General features: G+C 62.1%; 17 protein-coding genes and 1 tRNA gene. 13 read left to right on the plus strand and 5 right to left on the minus strand.

The genetic code is table 11. The annotated features are described in order from the left end of the window. Window positions 1-68: 68 nt before the first annotated feature. Window positions 69-395: a hypothetical protein gene (locus GNZ12_RS07470; RefSeq protein ID WP_172309740.1), complete on the minus strand. Its 327-nt coding sequence runs from the start codon at window positions 393-395 to the stop codon at window positions 69-71. 177 nt (window positions 396-572) lie between these two features. Here GNZ12_RS07470 and GNZ12_RS07475 point away from each other — a divergent pair, with 177 nt between their 5' ends. The 9 genes from GNZ12_RS07475 (at window position 573) to GNZ12_RS07515 (ending at window position 8581) form a co-directional block, all read left to right on the plus strand. Continuing rightward, the gene (locus GNZ12_RS07475) at window positions 573-764 is read left to right on the plus strand and encodes a CsbD family protein (protein ID WP_172309741.1); all 192 of its coding nucleotides are present in this window, start codon (window positions 573-575) and stop codon (window positions 762-764) included. Between the two features lie 229 nt (window positions 765-993). Beyond that, window positions 994-1215, plus strand: coding sequence for a hypothetical protein (locus tag GNZ12_RS07480; protein WP_172309742.1), 222 nt, complete (start codon window positions 994-996; stop codon window positions 1213-1215). 207 nt (window positions 1216-1422) lie between these two features. Further along, entirely contained in the window at window positions 1423-2130 is a 708-nt protein-coding gene (locus tag GNZ12_RS07485; protein WP_172309785.1) for a glutathione S-transferase N-terminal domain-containing protein, read from the plus strand. A 327-nt stretch (window positions 2131-2457) separates the two neighbouring features. Then, complete coding sequence (locus tag GNZ12_RS07490) at window positions 2458-2901, plus strand: (2Fe-2S)-binding protein (RefSeq protein WP_172309743.1); 444 nt, start codon at window positions 2458-2460, stop codon at window positions 2899-2901. After that, the gene (locus tag GNZ12_RS07495; RefSeq protein ID WP_172309744.1) at window positions 2882-5131 is read left to right on the plus strand and encodes a xanthine dehydrogenase family protein molybdopterin-binding subunit; all 2250 of its coding nucleotides are present in this window, start codon (window positions 2882-2884) and stop codon (window positions 5129-5131) included. Before GNZ12_RS07490 ends, GNZ12_RS07495 begins: the two co-directional genes overlap by 20 nt. A gap of 59 nt (window positions 5132-5190) precedes the next feature. After that, complete coding sequence (locus tag GNZ12_RS07500) at window positions 5191-5517, plus strand: c-type cytochrome (protein WP_172309745.1); 327 nt, start codon at window positions 5191-5193, stop codon at window positions 5515-5517. Between the two features lie 155 nt (window positions 5518-5672). Next, window positions 5673-6746, plus strand: a complete 1074-nt coding sequence (locus GNZ12_RS07505; RefSeq protein ID WP_172309746.1) for a porin — start codon at window positions 5673-5675, stop codon at window positions 6744-6746. Between the two features lie 67 nt (window positions 6747-6813). Then, complete coding sequence (locus GNZ12_RS07510) at window positions 6814-7776, plus strand: AraC family transcriptional regulator (protein ID WP_172309747.1); 963 nt, start codon at window positions 6814-6816, stop codon at window positions 7774-7776. Continuing rightward, window positions 7763-8581 (plus strand): helix-turn-helix domain-containing protein, encoded by an 819-nt coding sequence (locus tag GNZ12_RS07515; protein ID WP_172309748.1) that lies wholly within the window; start codon window positions 7763-7765, stop codon window positions 8579-8581. Before GNZ12_RS07510 ends, GNZ12_RS07515 begins: the two co-directional genes overlap by 14 nt. On the opposite strand, the gene GNZ12_RS07520 is transcribed toward GNZ12_RS07515, so the two are convergent. The 3 genes from GNZ12_RS07520 to GNZ12_RS07530 all read right to left on the minus strand — a co-directional run bounded on the left by GNZ12_RS07520 (window position 8542) and on the right by GNZ12_RS07530 (window position 9498). Continuing rightward, window positions 8542-8751: a hypothetical protein gene (locus GNZ12_RS07520; protein ID WP_172309749.1), complete on the minus strand. Its 210-nt coding sequence runs from the start codon at window positions 8749-8751 to the stop codon at window positions 8542-8544. The two genes, GNZ12_RS07515 and GNZ12_RS07520, sit on opposite strands and share 40 nt — an antisense overlap. Window positions 8752-9000: 249 nt before the next feature. Next, window positions 9001-9075, minus strand: a tRNA-Arg gene (locus tag GNZ12_RS07525). Window positions 9076-9306: 231 nt separating this feature from the next. Next, window positions 9307-9498, minus strand: coding sequence for a rubredoxin (locus GNZ12_RS07530; protein WP_074285028.1), 192 nt, complete (start codon window positions 9496-9498; stop codon window positions 9307-9309). 327 nt (window positions 9499-9825) lie between these two features. Between GNZ12_RS07530 and GNZ12_RS07535 the strand changes: the two genes are divergently transcribed. After that, window positions 9826-10227 carry a DUF4399 domain-containing protein gene (locus GNZ12_RS07535; protein WP_172309750.1) on the plus strand — a complete coding sequence of 134 codons (402 nt, stop codon included), beginning with the start codon at window positions 9826-9828 and terminating at the stop codon, window positions 10225-10227. A 236-nt stretch (window positions 10228-10463) separates the two neighbouring features. Continuing rightward, a complete protein-coding gene (locus tag GNZ12_RS07540) occupies window positions 10464-12386 on the plus strand; it encodes an ATP-binding cassette domain-containing protein (RefSeq protein ID WP_172309751.1) in 1923 nt (640 codons plus the stop codon). Window positions 12387-12533: 147 nt separating this feature from the next. Here GNZ12_RS07540 and GNZ12_RS07545 read toward each other — a convergent pair whose 3' ends face one another. Continuing rightward, window positions 12534-12782: a hypothetical protein gene (locus GNZ12_RS07545; protein ID WP_172309752.1), complete on the minus strand. Its 249-nt coding sequence runs from the start codon at window positions 12780-12782 to the stop codon at window positions 12534-12536. Window positions 12783-12836: 54 nt separating this feature from the next. Between GNZ12_RS07545 and GNZ12_RS07550 the strand changes: the two genes are divergently transcribed. Both GNZ12_RS07550 and parC read left to right on the plus strand, forming a co-directional pair. Then, a complete protein-coding gene (locus GNZ12_RS07550; protein WP_172309753.1) occupies window positions 12837-14822 on the plus strand; it encodes a DNA topoisomerase IV subunit B in 1986 nt (661 codons plus the stop codon). A gap of 62 nt (window positions 14823-14884) precedes the next feature. Next, complete coding sequence (gene parC, locus GNZ12_RS07555) at window positions 14885-17209, plus strand: DNA topoisomerase IV subunit A (RefSeq protein WP_172309754.1); 2325 nt, start codon at window positions 14885-14887, stop codon at window positions 17207-17209. Window positions 17210-17347: the final 138 nt, after the last annotated feature.

Below are 17347 nucleotides of genomic sequence, written 5' to 3' on the forward strand. Positions count from 1 at the left end.
GCCTCTTTTTAGCGGGGAATAGTCGGGCTGGCCGGCGCGGAAGGCCGGCCATCAGGGCTTGCAGCGTGTCAGATATGACGGCCGACGCGCAGAGGGCGTAGCGGCTGGAACGGGGCGGCGGCTGCCGGGGCCAGCTCATCCCATACCGGCGAGGGTTCGGCTTCGAACTGGTCGAGTTGCAGCAGGAGGCTGTCCACCGCGCACAGTTGCGCGTGGGACAGGCTGCCGGTGTCGAGCAACTGATGCAGACGCTTGCGCCAATAGGTGGTCGGCAGAATCGGTCCACCCAGGTCGCCGAGTAAAGACGGCCGCATGACGCGCCGGATGTGCGCGATGTCCTGATCGATCAGCGCCGCCTGGGATGACCCCTTCAGTGCAATGAGTGTGCGTTCCATAGCCCCTCCATGGCACCTTTACGGCAAGCGGTGGCGGGACTTTAGGGTTTTTTTAAAATATTTATTGCGGGTGGCTTCGTAGGGCGAAACGGGGGGGCGGCGGGCGCGGGCATACCCGTTGCTGATCAGGGATACTGGCGTAATTTTGCGCTGGCATTCCAGATATCGGAGCCGAACATGAACAAGGACCAGGTAAAGGGTGTGGGCGAGCAGATCAAGGGTAAGGTCAACGAAACCGTCGGTAAGGCCACCAACAACCCGGGTAAGGAGCTCAAGGGCGACCTTCAGCAAGCCGCTGGCAAGGTGCAAAAGGCTTACGGCGACGCCAAGGAAGCGGCCAAAGACAATGCAAAGCACAAGGCGCCGTAATGCGGCTTGTGGTGTCGCTTGATGGGAAAAGGCGCTTCGGCGCCTTTTTTTGTTGTTACAGGGATTTGAGTGCCGGGCTTCAGTTGAGCTTTAGTTATCAGGCGCCAGGGATCAGCTGTCGGACGCCGCGCCGTTTTCGCCTGGGAGTAACCCGGGTTCCGCGCCGCGGATGCTCCGCGCGCTGTGCGCCGCCTTTAGACTTGGCTCATCCAACCCGGAGGAGGCGCCCATGACACCCGAAAAAGTGCTTTCGATGTTCGAGCGGCAGTACCTGGAGGACAAAGTGCCCGTCGACCCTGAAACCACCTGTGCGAGTTTCGCCACCTGGCTGGCCGCGACGTGGGAGCAACTCGATGGCGAGCAGAAGACGTTGCTGCTGACGGTCGGCGCGGCGCTGTGGCGCGAAGGGTATAACCTGCGCGCCGGTTCGGCGACCAAGGATTTGTGGTGAACTTTGGTGCCTTCGTGCGGTAGGCAAGCGCGTCGAGTGGCCATGTTCGCGTTGGGGTGAACTGAGGCGGGCTCGCACGCGTTGTGCGGAGTCGGTTTATATTTGGCGGTCGCGCGTTCGGGTCTTTCCTTTCGGTCTTCTGGCCGATCGCTGATGCCCGGTTCCGATTTCCAGCCGCAGCTCTCGCACAAGGGTTACACCGTCACCATGACCGATCTCTCCGCCTTCCCGATCACGAAGAAATGGCCTGTCGAGCATCCGGACCGGATTCAGCTGTATTCGCTGCCGACGCCCAACGGCGTGAAGGTGTCGATCATGCTCGAAGAGACCGGTCTGCCGTATGAGCCGCATCTCGTGCGCTTCGATACCAGCGATCAGATGTCCGCTGAGTTTTTGTCGCTGAATCCGAACAACAAGATTCCGGCGATCATCGATCCGAACGGCCCTGACGGCAAACCGCTGCCGTTGTTCGAATCCGGCGCGATTCTGATTTACCTGGCGGACAAGAGCGGCAAATTGATGCCGCAGGATGCCGCTGGCCGTTATGAAGCGATCCAGTGGGTGATGTTCCAGATGGGCGGCATCGGCCCGATGTTCGGCCAGGTTGGGTTCTTCCACAAGTTCGCGGGCAGGGAATACGAAGACAAACGCCCGCGCGATCGTTATATCGCCGAGTCGAAACGGCTGCTTGCGGTGCTGGATCAGCAGCTCGAAGGGCGCGACTGGATCCTTGGCGATGCCTACTCGATCGCCGATATCGCGACTTTCCCGTGGGTGCGTAATCTGATCGGCTTCTACGAAGCAGGGGATCTGGTCGGAATTGAAGAGTTTTCGAATGTGAAGCGGGTGCTGGCTGCGTTCGTTGCGCGGCCGGCGGTGGTGAGGGGATTGGAGATTCCGAAGCGGCCTTCGTAACTGATTGATGCGGCTGGGGGCGTCGATCGTCTCCGGCCGTCATTTGCTTTGGTTCGCGCGTTCTGCGTGGACTGCCTGCTCCCTCTCCCGATCATCGTCCTCGGACTTAAAGCAACTTCACGTTGATTCCGCTGACGTTTCATCAGTGGTTGCGTCCGCAAATATCGTCCCTTCGCGCAAGCGCTATTTTCGAGCGCTGGACGATCAGTGCCTTTTTATAGCTTCCCGGTCATTGATGCTGATTTTTGCGGCATCGAGAATCTGCCCGTCGACGTCGCTTCATCTGCGGCGCTCACATCAAGACGACAGTATTCCGGGAGACACGCGATGCAATTTGAACTCAACGGCCGATCTTTCTCCTTCGATGGAGAGTCGGACACGCCGCTGCTATGGGTGATCCGCGAGCATGCCAAGCTGACCGGCACGAAGTACGGCTGCGGGATCGGTGCATGCGGCGCGTGCACCGTGCATCTGGAAGGCGAAGCGGTGCGCTCGTGCGTGATGCCGGTCTCGGCCGTGGCGGGCAAATCGATCCGCACGATCGAGGCTTTGTCGCCCGATGGTGCGCATCCGGTGCAACGCGCATGGCTTGCGAAAGACGTGCCGCAATGCGGCTACTGTCAGTCCGGCATGGTGATGGCCGCTGCCGCGTTGCTCGTGCAACATCCCAAACCGACCGACGCGCAGATCGATCAGTCGATCACCAACCTGTGCCGCTGTGCGACCTATCAACGTATCCGCGAGGCTATCCATGTCGCAGCGGAACACTGACACAACGCGCGCGCATCGGGCGCAACGCGGTGCAGTTGCAGCTTCGTCGAGCCGCCGTGGGTTTTTGAAGCGTGGCCTCGCGATTGCAGGCAGCTTTGTCTTGCCGCTCAGCTTCAGCGAACTCGCACGGGCCGGCGACGGTGGCGCGCACAGCTACGAAATCAACGACTGGGTTCGGATCGACGCGAGCGGGCATACCGTGATCGGTCTGTCTCAAGCTGAAGTGGGACAGGGCGTGTACACCGGCTTGCCACAAGTACTCGCCGATGAAATGGACGCCGACTGGAAAAAAGTTTCCGTCGCCTTCGTGACCGGCCGCGACGCTTATCGCATCGACGCAGCCAATGAGATGCCGCAGCAATTCGTCGGCGCGTCGATGTCGGTGACGATGTTCTATGAACGCTTGCGGATTGCCGGTGCGCAGGCGCGGGCCGCCTTCATCGAAGCGGGTGCGCGCCGTTTCAAGGTGCGCAGCACGCAATGCACGGCGGCCAATGGGCAGGTCGTGCATATCCCGAGTGGCCGCTCGTTGGGCTACGGCGAACTGGTGGCCGATGTCGCGAAGATTCCATTGCCCGCGCATCCCCGGCTCAAGCCCGAGTCGACGCATAAGCTGATTGGTCAGCCGCTGCACAAGCTCGATGCGCCCGCCAAAGTCAACGGTTCGGCGCAGTACGGGCTCGACGTGCAGGTGCCCGGCATGCTGGCGGGCGCTGTCAAAATGGCGCCGACGCTCGGCGGCAAGCCTCTACGCATAACCAATTCAGACGCAGTCCGAAAGATGCCGGGCGTGGTCGACACGGTGCTGGCAAGAGATGCACTGATCGTCGTCGCCGAGACGTATTGGCAAGCGAAGAAAGCGTGTGACGCAGCAGAGGTCGAATGGGACATGCCGGCCGGTGGCGCGTTGGATAGTGCGACGATCCTGAACGAACGCAAGGGCGCACTGCAATCCGATCACGCGGTGGTCGCCACACGCATTGGCGATCCGGACGCGCGGTTCGGCGCCGCGCAATCAGACGCGCAAGCAAACGCACGAACCATCGTCCAGGCCGACTATCACACGCCGTACATCGTCCACGCGACCATGGAGCCAGTCAACGCGACTGTCCATGTGCGCCACGACGAGATCGAAGTGTGGGGCCCGATTCAGGGCCAGGACAAAGTCCGCTGGACGATGGCCGCGATGTTCAAGCTGCCGGCCGACAAGGTCATCGTGAATACCACGTTTCTCGGCGGCAGTTTCGGCCGCAAATATGTGCCCGACTTTGTTGTGCATGCGGCGGTGGCCTCGAAATCGGTCAATCGTCCCGTCAAGGTGATCCGTTCGCGCGAAGATGACATTCAGCACGGTTTCTACCGGCCGTGCGCGTCGGCGCGCATGCGCGCGGTGCTCGGCAAGGACGGCATGCCCACTGCGCTGCACGCCCGCGTGGTGGGGCAGTCGCTCTATAAGTCGATCAAACCCGATTACTTCGAGAAAGCGGGCGGCTGGGACGAAACGATGCTCGACGGCATCTACGACCTTTGCTACGGCGTGCCCAATCTGCTGGTCGATTCGGTGAGCGTGCCGCAGCCGATTCCGGTTAGCTTCATGCGCAGCGTCGGCAGCACCTCGAGCGTGTTCTTTCTCGAAAGCTTCATCAACGAATTGGCCGACACCGCGGGGATCGATCCGTTGCGCTATCGACGCACCCTGCTGCGTCACGATCCGTTGAGCCTGGCTGTGCTTGACGCCGCCGCCGCCAAAGCAAACTGGTTCGGCAAGCTCGCGCCCGGGCTGCATCGTGGTGTCGCCTTCTGCCTTTATACCGGCCGCGGCGGCGCGTTTTCGACATACGTCGCGACGATCGTCGAACTGCGTATCGTGAGCAGGCGCGTGAAGGTCGAGCGGGTGGTGTGCGCCGTCGATTGCGGCCGGCCGATCAATCCGATGCTGATTCAGGAGGTGATCGAAGGCGGTATCGGCTTTGCGCTGACGAACACCTTCAAAAGCGAAATCACCTTTGCAAAGGGCGCTGTGGTGCAGAGCAATTTCGCCGACTATCCGCTGCTCAATCTCTCCGAGATGCCCCGAGTGGAAACTGTGATCGTGCCGAGCGACCGCGTGCCGCAAGGCTGCGGCGAGGTGGCATTGCCGCCCGTTGCGCCGGCGGTTGCCGCGGCGCTCTTCCGTGCGACCGGACAACGACTGCGTTCAATGCCGCTACCGCAAAGCTTCGACGTTTGATGCGTAGAGGCGGCGTGCGCTGCCGCCAACCCTTTTCCCCACTTGTTGAAGAAGACCTTATGAAACGAACCGCTTTGATCGTGGCGCTAGCGTGCATTGCTGCACAGGCACATGCGGATACCGACTTCACCCGCGCGCGGGCGATTGCCGGCGAACATGCGTGCCTGGGCTGTCATGCCGTGGACAAGAAGCTCGTCGGGCCCGCCTATCGCGACGTGGCCGCTCGCTACAGCGGCCAGAGCAACGCCGCGGCTCTGCTCGTCAAACATGTGCAGCAGGGCAGCGCCGGCGTGTGGGGCAACGTACCCATGCCGCCGAACCGGATCGATGCTGTCGATGCGCGTCTCGTTGTCAATTGGGTGCTCGCAGGCGCACCGGATCACTGACGTATCCACGAAACGTCCGCGAGCAGTCGGGCGTTTCCAGCTTCGCTTTTTCGCTCACCGGAACGCCGGCCGCCGGATCGCCGGACCGTCGGGTTCAATAGAGCTGCATAAGCAGCCTAAATGATTCGGATAACTAATTTAAAAATGGTTTGGAAATGAAAAAATATCTTGCGGCAGCGTGTCTCGCCGGCGTCGCCGGCATAGTCCACGCACAAAGCAGCGTGACGCTGTACGGGATCGTCGATACGGGAGTGCAGTACTACAACCACGCGGCGGCCGGAGGCTCGGTCGTAGGCATGCCCGCCCTGACCGGCGAAGTGCCGTCGCGCTTTGGCTTGCGCGGCGCCGAAGACCTCGGCGGCGGCACGCAGGCATTCTTCCAGTTGGAAAGCGGCTTTGCGACCGATACGGGCGCGTTGAATTACGGCGGCCGCCTGTTCGGCCGCGCGGCGAATGTTGGGATCAGCAGCCAGTACGGAACGCTCACGCTCGGCCGCCAGATCAACATGTCGTACTACGCGCTGTTGCAGGCCGACGTCATTGGCCCGTCGATTCATTCGATGGCGAGCTTCGATACTTATCTGCCGAATGCGCGTAGCGACAATGCAATCGGCTACCTTGGCAAGTTCGGTGGCCTGACGGTGGGCGGCACGTACAGCTTCGGCCGCGATGCGGCTGGACCGGCCGGCCCGTCGGCCACTGATTGCGCGGGGCAGGTCGCCGGCAACATCCTCGCGTGCCGGCAATATACGGCGCTCGTCGCCTACGATTCGGCGCACTTCGGCGCGGCGACATCGTATGACGTGATGCGTGGCGGCACCGGAGCGTCCGCGCCATTGACGAACAGCGCGTACACCGACACGCGGACGATCGTCGATGCTTACGTCAAATACGGCGACGCGAAACTCGGCGGCGGATGGGAGCGGCGCAATACCGCGGCGGCAGTTCATTCTCAGACCGATCTGTTTTTTGTGGGCGTGAACTACTTCGCGCTGACATCGCTTTCACTCGACACACAAATGGTGCGATATAACGTCAGAAGCGTATCCGACTCGACGCTGCTGATCGCGCGCGCCACCTACTTCCTGTCGAAGCGCACCTCGGTGTACTCGTCGGTTGGATATATGTTGAATAGCCAGAAGGCTGCCGCGCCGGTGGCCGCGGCGGGGACCGTGCAAACCGGCGCCGATCAGCTCGGCGTGATGGTCGGTATCCAGCAGCGCTTCTAGCATGATGCGAATGGCCGGTTGCGTTTCGCAAGAGGATGACGCTGCGCACGCGAGGGAGGGGCGAACCATGGATCTGCTGAGCGATGTGCTATCCGACTTGCGGGCCGACACGGTCGTCACGGGGCGGTTTTCGCTGGCCGCACCATGGGCCTTCAACAAGCCCGCGGTCGCCGGCGCGCCGTTTCGGACCTGCTCGGGCAATCCGTTCTATATCGTCGTCAAGGGCATGCAGCCGGTGCGGGTCGAACCCGGCGACTTCGTACTGTTGCCGCACGGTCATGAGCATGTGATGTGCTCCGCGCTCGACGAAGTGCCAGTCCCGTTCGACGAGTTGATGGCGAGCCACGGCATCCAGCCGCGCTTCGACACGCCGCTGGCGTTTTCGGCGGGCGGGCAGGGCGCGGTGAGCGAGCTCTACACCGGCATCGTGGTGTTCCGCGAACCGATGCGCAATCCGTTTCTCGGCGTGCTGCCGCCGCTGATTCACATTCGCGCCGGCGACGCCGCGATTGCGCCGTGGCTTGCCACGACGCTGACCAGCTTCATTCAGGAGTCGATGGCGGCACAGCCCGGCTGGGCAATGGCCGCTGCGCGCCTCGCCGACGTGCTGTTCGTCCATTTGTTGCGGGCGCACCTATCGGCCAGCACGGGTGGGCACACCGGCTGGCTGCGCGGGATGGCCGATCCACAGATCGGCCAGGCGATGGCGCTGATTCATCGCACGCCCGCGAAAGAGTGGACCGTCGCGACCCTGGCTGCTGCGGCGGGCATGTCGCGCTCGGGCTTCAGTGTGCGGTTTGTGGAGCTGGTCGGCGAAACGCCGATCGCGCATTTGACCGCATACCGGATGTATCTCGCGGCAGGCGAGTTGATGCGCGGAAGCCGCTTGATCGAGGTGGCTGAGAGCGTGGGTTATGCGTCGGAGAAGGCATTCGCGCGCGCCTTTCGCCGCTGGGCCGGGATGCCGCCGAAAGCGTATGTGAAATCCGCGCCCGATCCACTTGATCTGGAGCGTCGTGGTGCTCGATGACGTGAGGGTGGGCATTTCTTCCGGTCTTTCAGGGGATGACGACGCGTTGAGGCCAGCGGGTTCTCCGAACCTCGTGCCGGCACTGGTGCGGGGGCTTCGGCTAATGCAGGCGTTTTCAACCGCCCGGCCGAAGCTGCAGATGAGCGAGTTGGTGGCGTATGTGGATGCGCCGCGCAGTACGGTTGCGAGATTGGTGCGGAGTCTGGTTGCGCTGGGTTTTTTGGTGGCGGACGACGCAGGGCGATTTGGTCCGGGGCCTGCTGTTCTGGGTATCGGCGCGAGCTATCTGGCGGGTGCGGAGGCGGTGCAGATTGCTTCTGCGATTATTCAGGAACTGGCGAATCAAACGCTGGCCGCAGCGCAATTGCTTGCTATCGATGGCGCTGAGGTTGTCGTGCTGGCTCAAGCGTTGCCCGCCTCAGTGCGCGGCACGTGGGCGGTGACACGCGTAGGAGCGCGAGTTGCAATTGACGGAACGGGGTTTCGCGTTTGGTTATCAGGCTTGGCGGATGGCGGCTCCGCGGGTGGGCAATGCGCTGCTGTTGCGGACGATGATGAATGGACACCCGGCGGCACGGTTGCCGGTGGCCGACGTTCGGATGATGCCGCAGCGCTTCCGCTGATGGCCACGCCGATTCTACGTAGCGGACGGATTGTGTATGCACTGTCTGTTGGCGTGCAGGAGGGCGTGGATGCCGTGTCGATGGTCCAGCGGGCGGCGCTTGGGGTTACATGTGCAGCGGAGCGGTTTGCGCGGGCGCTGAATCAAGGCAATTTGTGTGGATCGCCACCCATTGCGCGATAAAGGTCGCGCACAAACTCCTCGCTGACGGTGTCCCATGCAGGCGAGCCATAGAGAACGTCTTCGGGATTCTTCTTGCCCTGTGCGTGACGCAGGGTGCGCACGGTCAATTCGAGGGCCATTGCTTCTTCATATAGAGGGTGGCCGGGGCGGAGGCAGTCGTCGTTGTCCATGCCTGATTTTCGGCAAGCACCGAAAATACTTTAGTGGCGCCCGCGTAAGTCGCAACAGCATGGAAAGCCGAACTGCACGGGTCGTCCGGAAGGACGTTCGGCATGCAGACGCCTTCTCGTAAACCGTCTGCGCATACGAATAGATCAGTGCGTTTCGCAACCGTGGGCAGTGACGGCAACAAAAAAGCCCCGCAGCGCAAGGCTATGCGGGGCTTCTTAGGCAAACTTGGGTGACGCTGGGACGCTGATTGGTCCCCCCGACAGGAATCGAACCTGTATCTAGCGCTTAGGAGGCACTTGTTCTATCCATTGAACTACGGGGAGAGGACCGAACTAAAATAATCGCTGCAATCCCGCCGACTCACAACCCCTAGCAGGATCCGGCGAGTCCAAATTCGCCAGCGAGCGCAGAGTATATCAAACACGCTCAGCCGCGAGGAGGGCGGCAAAGCCCGTCCCACAAAGCAAACGGCCCAGCGGGCATCACCCACTGGGCCGCGCGAACCGGCCGGTGCACCACATCAAGCAGCGCACCCCCGGTTCAATCGAGCTAACTCAGAATTCCACCACCGCAAACTCCGCCTTGCCTACATCGCACAGCGGGCAGCGCCAGTCGTCCGGAATCGCGGCGAAGCGCGTGCCCGGGGCGATACCTTCTTCGGGAAGGCCTTCTTCTTCGTTGTAGATCCAGCCGCAAATCAGGCAGACCCAGCTCTTATATTCAGTCACTTCAATTACTTCGCTCACGACGTACTCTTCTTTGGTTCAGTGCATTGATCCGCCCAGTCTGCCCCTTTTTTGGGCACGGCGGCGACCCGCAATATTACCGGAATTTGACAAACGGACCGCTAATTACCCATGCGGCATCGCCGCAAAGTGCCTGAGACGTGTCCGGGCCCGCGTGCCGGACCCCGTCATACACGGCGTGTATGCTTTGATCCGCAGCTCGTTCTTTGGACAGGCGCGCCGGGCGCCCGGCATACGTTGCGACGATCGGCCTCAGGCAACCGGAGCCGCAATCGACGCCCGTATGACCCGCGCATGACTCTCGTTTCCCAAAAAAGGAGAAAAACAATGTTTAAAAATAAATGGTTGGCCGGTACGGTACTGGCCGGGTTGCTCGCCGTATCGGGCGCAGCGCAGGCCGCTAGTGTGTCTTTCGTGCAGCCGGCGGACGGCGCAACCGTCACCAATCCAGTGCACGTGGTGTTCGGCGTCGAAGGAATGACGATCGCGCCGGCCGGCACGATGACTGAAGGCACGGGCCATCATCATCTGCTGATCGACGGCAAGCCGCTTCCCAAGGGCGAAGTGATTCCCGCCAACGACAAATCGCTCCACTTCGGCAAAGGCCAGACCGAAACCGACCTGACGCTGCCGCCGGGCGACCATACGCTGACGCTGCAATTCGGCGACGGCGCGCATCGTTCGTATGGCCCTGAAATGAGCAAAACCATCACGGTGCATGTGAAGTAACGTGACGGTTGAGGCGGCTGGGCGTGCGCGAGCGCCGTCCGGCCGCGTTTTCGTTTTGTATCCTGGCTTGCGCAGGGCTTGAACCCAGTCGGATCCGGTCTGCGTCGGACTTGCGTACGGTTCATCCCCATTTTTCAAGCTGGCCATTCGGCCTATCTCTTCCGGCATACAGGCACCCGCCCGCGCGCCCGGTACAATGAGCAGTTCCGACTCATCGCTGTCTTCTCCAATTCTCCATGTCGCTTTACACCATTACCGGGGCCCAACTGGCGTTCGGTCACGTCGCGTTGCTCGATCACGCGGATTTCTCTCTCGAAGCGGGCGAGCGCGTTGGGCTGATCGGCCGTAACGGCGCGGGCAAGTCGTCGCTGCTGAAAATCGTCGCCGATCTGACCAAGCCTGACGATGGCCTTGTCACGCGTCAGCAGGGCCTGACTTCGGTCTACGTGCCGCAGGAGCCAGAGTTCGATACGGACGACACTGTGTTCGAAGCGGTCGCCGCCGGCTTGACTCACGCCCGTGCGCTGCTGGACGAGTACGACGTAGTCGCCAATCAGCTTGCTGACGAGCCGGAAGGCCCGGAGCACGACGCGCTGATGTCGCGCATGAACACGTTGCAGTCGGCGCTCGACCATTCGGACGCCTGGAACTGGAGCACGCGCGTGGCCACTACGCTGCAGCAGATCGGTCTGAATGGCGAGGCGCGTGTCGGTTCGCTGTCGGGCGGGATGCAAAAGCGCGTCGCGCTGGCGCGCGCGCTGGTCGTGCAGCCGGATGTGTTGCTGCTCGACGAGCCAACCAACCACCTCGATTTCGACGGCATCCGCTGGCTCGAGGAACTGCTGGTCTCGCTGCGCGCGGGTCTGCTCTTCATCACTCACGATCGCGCGTTTCTCGACCGTGTCGCCACCCGCATCGTCGAACTGGATCGCGGGCGTCTGCTGTCGTATCCGGGCAATTTCAGCGCCTATCAGACCCGGAAGGCGCAGCAGCTTGAAGTCGAGCAAGTCGAAGCAGCCAAGTTCGACAAGCTGCTCGCGCAGGAAGAAGTGTGGATTCGCAAGGGCGTGGAAGCGCGCCGTACGCGTAGCGTCGGCCGGATCGCGCGGCTCGTGGAGATGCGCAACGAGCGTGCCGAACGCCGTAACGTGCAGGGCAACGTCAAGCTCGACGTGGGTCAAGGTGAGAAGTCCGGCAAGATCGTCGCCGAACTGACCGACGTCACCAAGCGCTACGGTTCGCGCACGGTGGTCGACAACTTCACGGCGACGGTGATGCGCGGCGACAAGATCGGCTTTGTCGGCCCGAACGGTGCGGGCAAGACCACGCTGCTGAAGATGATCCTCGCCGAATTGCCGCCGGACGAAGGCACGGTGCGCATCGGCACCAATCTGCAGGTGGCGTACTTCGACCAGATGCGCGCGCAGCTCGATCTGGACAAGAGCCTCGCCGATACAATCAGCCCGGGCAGCGAGTGGGTCGAAGTCAACGGCCAGAAGAAGCACGTGATGAGCTATCTGGGCGACTTCCTGTTCGCGCCGGAACGCGCGCGTTCGCCGGTCAAGTCGCTATCGGGTGGCGAGCGCAACCGCTTGCTGCTGGCGCGCCTGTTCGCGCGGCCGGCCAACGTGCTGGTGCTCGACGAACCGACCAACGACCTCGACATCCCGACGCTCGAATTGCTCGAAGAACTGCTTACCGAGTATGACGGCACCGTGCTGCTGGTCAGCCACGATCGCGCGTTTCTGGATAACGTCGCGACCTCCGTGATCGCTTCGGAAGGCGCGGGCAAGTGGCGCGAGTATGTCGGCGGCTTTACCGACTGGCAGATTCAGCGCGACCGCTCGCAGCAGATGGCGCAGGAAGCGCAGAAAGAAGCAGCCAAAGAAGTGGCGGCGAAAGACGGTGGCGCGGGCCGCAATACGCAGCGCGCCGCCAAGCTGTCGTTCAAGGATCAGCGCGAACTCGAGGCATTGCCGGCAAAAATCGCCGCGCTCGAAGCCGAGCAGAAAACCATCGGCGCTCAACTCGAAGACGGTTCGGTCTTCGCGAAAGACGCTCAGGAAGGCACACGTCTGACCGAGCGCTACGCCGCGATCGACGAGGAACTGCTGATCGCGCTGGAACGTTGGGACGAGCTGGAAAACAAGCGCAAGTGATGCGCGGGCGCGGCGCGATCCGAGGTTGCGCCGAACCCATGCCGAGGTCGGGTGCCGCAGCTGGGCAGCGGCCCCGCCACAGCTTTTTCGCGGTCCCGCAGCGGTCTTGCAGCGGTTGCATCACTGGCCGAAGCAGTGCGCAGTCTCTTATCCAAACGGCCAATCCCGCACGTCGTGAATTGCCGCCCGTATCGAAATCAGTAAAATACCCCGCGAACAGGCTTCCTCCGGCGTTCGCACCGGCTGGCCGTTGCCGGGCTGTGGAGCCCGCATCGAGCCGCCGTCGAGCGCGCCCATGGGAAGCCAGGCGATAAAACACGTTGCCCGCACTGCGGGCACCCCACCTAACCCCGTTGTTTCGTTTCGCTTTTTTTGAAAACTCAACGCATTGTCCACGGACCTGTCCACAGGACCTGTGGACAACGATGAACCGACGCACCCGAGTCAACCATGTCTACGAAAAAGCCAAACGCCGCGTATAGCGAAGCGTCGATCAAGGTGTTGAAGGGCCTGGAGCCGGTCAAGCAACGGCCTGGGATGTACACCCGCACCGAAAATCCGCTGCACATCATTCAGGAAGTTATCGACAACGCGTCGGACGAGGCCCTTGGCGGCCACGGCCGGCAAATCACGGTCACGCTGCACGCGGACCATTCGGTCTCGGTCGAAGACGACGGCCGCGGCATTCCGTTCGGCCTGCATCCGGAAGAAGGCGTGCCGGTCGTCGAAATCGTTTTCACGCGCCTGCACGCGGGCGGCAAGTTCGATAAAGCCGCTGGCGGCGCCTACACATTCTCGGGCGGCCTGCACGGCGTCGGCGTGTCGGTCACCAACGCGCTGTCCACCCGCCTCGACGTCACCGTGTGGCGCGACGGCAAAATCGCCGAATTGAGCTTTGCCAACGGCGACGTCGCGAAGCAGCTTGAAGTACGCCCCGCGACCAAAGGCGACAAGAAATCCGGCACGCGCGTCACCGCATGGGCCAATCCGAAGTACTTCGATTCGCCGAACCTGCCGCTCGGCGAGCTGCAACGTCTGCTGCGCTCGAAAGCGGTGCTGTTGCCGGGCGTCGAAGTCACGCTGATCAACGAGAAAACCGGCGAAACGCAAACCTGGAAATACGAAGACGGTTTGCGCGGCTACCTGCTCGAAGGCATGAATGGCAGCGATCTGCTGATTCCGCTGTTCGAGGGCGAGCGCTATGTCGAAAATTCACGCACGAGTGAAGAGACGTTTGCTGAAGGTGAGGGCGCCACATGGGTCGTCGCGTGGAGCGAAGAAGGGACGCTCATGCGCGAGTCGTACGTCAATCTGATTCCGACGCCTGCGGGCGGCACGCACGAATCCGGTTTGCGTGACGGTCTGTTCCAGGCGGTGAAGAGCTTCGTCGAGTTGCATAACCTCCAGCCGAAGGGCGTCAAGCTGCTGGCGGAAGACGTGTTCGCGCGCGTGTCGTTCGTGCTGTCGGCAAAGGTGCTCGATCCGCAATTCCAAGGGCAGATCAAGGAGCGCCTGAATAGCCGCGATGCGGTGAAACTGGTGTCGTCGTTCTCGCGGCCGGCTTTGGAGCTGTGGCTGAATCAGCACGTCGAGCACGGCAAGAAACTCGCCGACCTCGTCATCAAGCAGGCGCAGGCACGTACCCGCGCCGGACAGAAGGTCGAGAAGCGCAAGAGCTCGGGCGTGGCCGTTCTGCCGGGCAAGCTGACCGATTGCGAATCGACGGAAATTGGCCGCAACGAACTGTTCCTCGTCGAGGGTGACTCGGCGGGCGGCTCGGCAAAGATGGGCCGTGACAAGGAATACCAGGCGATCCTGCCGCTGCGCGGCAAGGTGCTGAACACGTGGGAAACCGAGCGCGACCGCCTGTTCGCCAACAACGAAGTGCACGACATTTCGGTGGCGATCGGGGTCGATCCGCATAGCCCGGACGACAAGGTCGATCTGTCGAATCTGCGCTACGGCAAGATCTGCATCTTGTCGGACGCTGACGTCGACGGTTCGCATATCCAGGTGCTGCTGCTCACGCTGTTCTTCAAACATTTCCCGCAACTGATCGAACGCGGGCATGTGTGCGTGGCGCGTCCGCCGCTGTTCCGGGTCGATGCGCCCGCGCGCGGCAAGAAGCCGGCGCAAAAACTCTACGCACTCGATGAAGGCGAACTCGAGGCGATCCTCGACAAGCTGCGCAAGGACGGTGTGCGCGAGACGCAGTGGTCCATCAGCCGCTTCAAAGGCCTCGGCGAAATGAGCGCGGAGCAACTGTGGGACACGACGATGAACCCCGACACGCGGCGCCTGACGCCGGTGGCACTCGGCGAACTCGACTATGACGCCACAGTGGCGCGTATGACGATGCTGATGGGCAAGGGCGAAGCGGCGTCGCGGCGCAGCTGGCTGGAAGAAAAGGGCAACGACGTGGAAGCGGATATCTGAGCACGCTAACAGCGCCTCAGTTGAACTACTCACTTCACGCCAAACACGGATACGGATTCTAGATGGACGACGATAACACTCTCGACCTTTTCACCGAGCCGCCGCCCCCGGAAGGCGACTTCCTGACGCTCGGCAATTATGCGGAACGCCAGTACCTCGATTACGCGGTAAGCGTGGTCAAGGGCCGCGCGCTGCCCGATGTGTGCGACGGCCAGAAGCCGGTGCAACGCCGCATCCTATACGCCATGAACGACATGGGCCTTGGCGACAACGCCAAGCCCGTGAAATCGGCGCGCGTGGTCGGCGACGTGTTGGGTAAGTATCACCCGCACGGCGACCAGTCGGCGTACGACGCACTCGTGCGTCTCGCGCAAGACTTCTCGATGCGTTATCCGCTGATCGACGGCCAGGGCAACTTCGGTTCGCGCGACGGCGACGGCGCAGCGGCGATGCGGTACACCGAAGCGCGCCTGACGCCGATCGCGAAGCTGTTGCTCGATGAGATCGACCAGGGCACGGTCGACTTCATGAAGAACTATGACGGCGAGTTCGAAGAACCGAGGCTGTTGCCTGGGCGCTTGCCGTTCGTGTTGCTGAACGGCGCATCCGGCATTGCGGTGGGGCTGGCCACGGAAATCCCGTCGCACAACCTGCGCGAAGTGGCGGCTGCGGCGGTCGCGATGATCCGCAATCCGAAGATCGAGCACGCCGAGTTGATGCAACACATCGCCGGGCCGGACTTCCCGGGCGGCGGCCAGATCATTTCGAGCGACGCCGAGATTTCCGCGGCCTACGAAACCGGCCGCGGCAGCCTGAAGGTGCGCGCCCGCTGGAAGATCGAAGAGCTCGCGCGCGGCCAGTGGCAACTCGTGATCACCGAATTGCCGCCGAACACGGCCGCGCAGAAGGTGCTCGAAGAAATCGAAGAGCAGACCAACCCGAAGATCAAGCTCGGCAAGAAGACGCTCACGCCCGAACAGCTGCAGACCAAGCAGACCATGCTCGCCCTGCTCGACGCCGTGCGCGACGAGTCGGGCAGGGATGCACCCGTGCGTCTCGTGTTCGAGCCGAAGTCGAGTCGCATCGATCAAACCGAGTTCGTCAATTCGCTGCTCGCCCATACGAGTCTCGAATCGAACGCATCGCTCAATATGGTGATGGTGGGCGGCGATGGCCGGCCGCGTCAGAAGGGCTTGAGCGAAATCATCCACGAGTGGATCGCGTTCCGCTTTGCGACGGTTACGCGCCGCACGCGTCATCGGTTGAGCAAGGTCGACGACCGGATTCATATCCTCGAAGGCCGGATGATCGTCTTCTTGAATATCGACGAAGTCATCCGCATCATCCGCGAATCGGACGAACCGAAGGCCGCGCTGATGGCCGCGTTCGGCTTGTCGGATCGACAGACCGAAGACATTCTCGAAATCCGCTTGCGTCAGTTGGCGCGTCTCGAGAAGATCAAGATCGAGAAGGAACTGTCCGAACTGCGCGACGAGAAGGCCAAGCTCGAAGAACTGCTCGGCAGCGAATCCGCGATGAAGCGTCTGCTCATCAAGGAAATCGAAGGCGATGCGAAGCAATACGGCGACGAGCGCCGCACGCTGATCCAGCAGGAAAAGCGCGCTACGTTCGAAGCGCGCGTGGTCGACGAGCCGGTGACGGTGGTGGTGTCGCAGAAGGGTTGGGTACGCGCGTTGAAGGGCCATGGCCTGGATGTAGCCGGCTTCACGTTCAAGGCCGGCGACGGACTCTACGCAGCGTTCCAGTGCCGCACGCCGGATACGCTGGTCGCGTGGGGCAGCAATGGCCGCGTCTATTCGGTGGCGGTGGCCTTGCTGCCGGGCGGGCGAGGTGATGGTGTGCCGGTCACGTCGCTGATCGAGCTCGAGTCGGGCAGTCATCTGATGCATTACTACGCGGCTTCCGCGGATCAGGCGTTGCTGCTCGCGTCGAGCAACGGCTTCGGCTTTATCGCCAAGGTTGGCGACATGGTGAGCCGCGTGAAGGCCGGCAAGTCGTTCATGACGATCGACGCGGGTGCCACGCCGCTCGCGCCCATGCCGATGTTGCCGGATGCGACGCATGTCGCTTGTTTGTCTTCAGGTGGACGCCTGCTGGTGTTCGGCCTCGACGAGATGAAGACGCTCTCGGGCGGCGGACGTGGCGTCACGCTGATGGCGCTCGACGACAACGAAACACTGGTGCAGGCGCTGTCCATCAACAAAGCGGGCGTGGTGTTGATCGGCACGCGCCGCGGTGGCCGTGTCGACGAAGAAAAGCTGAGCGGCGCCACGCTCACGCCGCATGTTGGCAAACGGGCGCGCAAGGGGCGTGCGCCTGAGAGCAAGATGAAGCTCGACGGTATGCGTCCGGTGCTCGCTGCGTAATAGTAGAAGAAGTAGATAGAAATAGATGGAAGCAGAGTAGAGTCAGGCATGAACGCGGCGTGTGCTTCGAAGCGCACGCCACGCGTAGCAAAAATCCGGGGTGCAGTACCGTCGCGATATCGGACGCGCTGCAATAAC

This window comes from Paraburkholderia solitsugae, from assembly GCF_013177695.1.
GTDB lineage: Bacteria > Pseudomonadota > Gammaproteobacteria > Burkholderiales > Burkholderiaceae > Paraburkholderia > Paraburkholderia solitsugae.